Below are 1,558 nucleotides of genomic sequence, written 5' to 3' on the forward strand. Positions count from 1 at the left end.
CGTTTAAGCCAGTCATAAAGGATGGATTAAATAAGGATGTGGAAATCGAGTTTGATGGCTTGCTGAAGATAAATGTATTCGAGAATACCCTGCCGGAGAAATGGGATTATGACGATACACTTCTCAAGCCTCATACATGGCTTACACCGATAGGAAAGAACCACACAGGGTTACTTTACCATGACTTTGAGAAGTACCCGCACATGCTCTGTGGTGGCGTTACACGCTTTGGAAAGACTGTGTTTATCAAGAATGTGTTTCACTCCATCCTCATGAACCAACCAGCTAATGCAGAGTTTTATTTCCTCGACTTGAAGGGCGGGCTAGAGTTCGGAAAGTATGCCAGATTACCACAAGTAAAGGCAGTGGCGAGTGATGTATTTGAGGCGGCCGAGGTGCTGGACCACATTGTGAAGGACTTGAAGAAGAGGGAGAAACAATTCCGAAAAGAGGGATACACCAATATAGTCGATACCCCGATACAGAAAAGAACCTTCGTGATCGTGGATGAAGGAGCCGAACTTTCTCCCAATATCATCGAAGGAGAGGGGCGGAAGTATGCGAAGTTTTGTCAGGCTGCCCTCTCTGAGATAAGCCGGATAGGTGGAGGTTTAGGGTTGCGGCTCCTTTACTGTACACAGTATCCCACAAAAGAGGCGGTCCCTATGCAAGTGAAGATGAATATTGTTACCCGAATCAGTTTTATTGCTGCAGCACAAATCGCCAGCCGTGTCATCCTGGATGAAATAGGGGCAGAGGATTTGCCGAGTATCCCAGGCAGGGCCATATATAAAGTAGAGAAGAATCGGGTCATACAAGTACCGTACATTGACGATGCCTACATGATTAAGCAATTGGAGGATAGAGAAGATGAGACAAGAAAGGCTAGAAAGTCTGTTAATGACGATAGACACATTGGGGATGTGTAAAATCAAGCACCTGCAGCAGATTCACGACTTGAAGAGTTACCGGAACGCCTGCCGTGTGGTGAAACAATTGTCTCCTTATATACATGAGACATACCACAATAAGGAGAAAGTTATTTATCTGAATAAAGAGGGGCGTGATCTCATCGGCAGCAAGAAGGAGGTCAAAAAGAATTCCCTTATTGAACATACCCTGCTCGCAAATGAAGCCTATCTCTATTTCAGATGTCCATTAGATTGGAAACGGGAGTATACCTTAGAGGAAGAAACGAAGATTACTGGCTTGCAGCTGGGCGGGTTAAAACTGGCGAAAAAGAAAGTGATCGCAGATGCCGCTTTCTCCAAAAATGGATACCTCCATTTAATCGAGATAGACAACATTCGGGATATGGCTGACAACCGAAAGAAGATTGAAATGTATTTATCCCTGCTGCGGCCATCGCAAAAGCTATTCATCTTCACCACAACCGAGGACCGCAAAAGGAAGTTTGAAGGGTGGATGAAAGGGAGGGGAGAAGCCTTGATATTCAAGGGGTTATAGTCTTTTATATACTTATATAACGTATGGAGGCTCATAGGTAACATAAGTATATAAAAAAAGAGGGGCTAGGTTAATTCTAGCTCCTCTATTG

Annotated in this window: 2 protein-coding genes; both read left to right on the plus strand. The window is 44.3% G+C overall.

From position 1 onward, the window contains the following. Window positions 1–929 (plus strand): FtsK/SpoIIIE domain-containing protein (locus ACI35L_RS13305; protein WP_439803086.1); only part of this gene is annotated, 929 nt, incomplete at its 5' end. Continuing rightward, window positions 871–1,467 carry a replication-relaxation family protein gene (locus tag ACI35L_RS13310; protein ID WP_439803087.1) on the plus strand — a complete coding sequence of 199 codons (597 nt, stop codon included), beginning with the start codon at window positions 871–873 and terminating at the stop codon, window positions 1,465–1,467. The genes ACI35L_RS13305 and ACI35L_RS13310, both read left to right, overlap by 59 nt. Window positions 1,468–1,558 lie beyond the last annotated feature (91 nt).

Origin of the sequence: Pradoshia sp., from assembly GCF_051873915.1 — a bacterium.
Classification (GTDB): Bacteria; Bacillota; Bacilli; order Bacillales; family Pradoshiaceae; genus Pradoshia.

What these genes read in the sequence shown, in the direction of transcription:
- ACI35L_RS13310 (WP_439803087.1), top strand. Translation starts at nt 871, where the DNA reads ATGAGACAAGAAAGGCTAGAAAGTCTGTTAATGACGATAGACACATTG.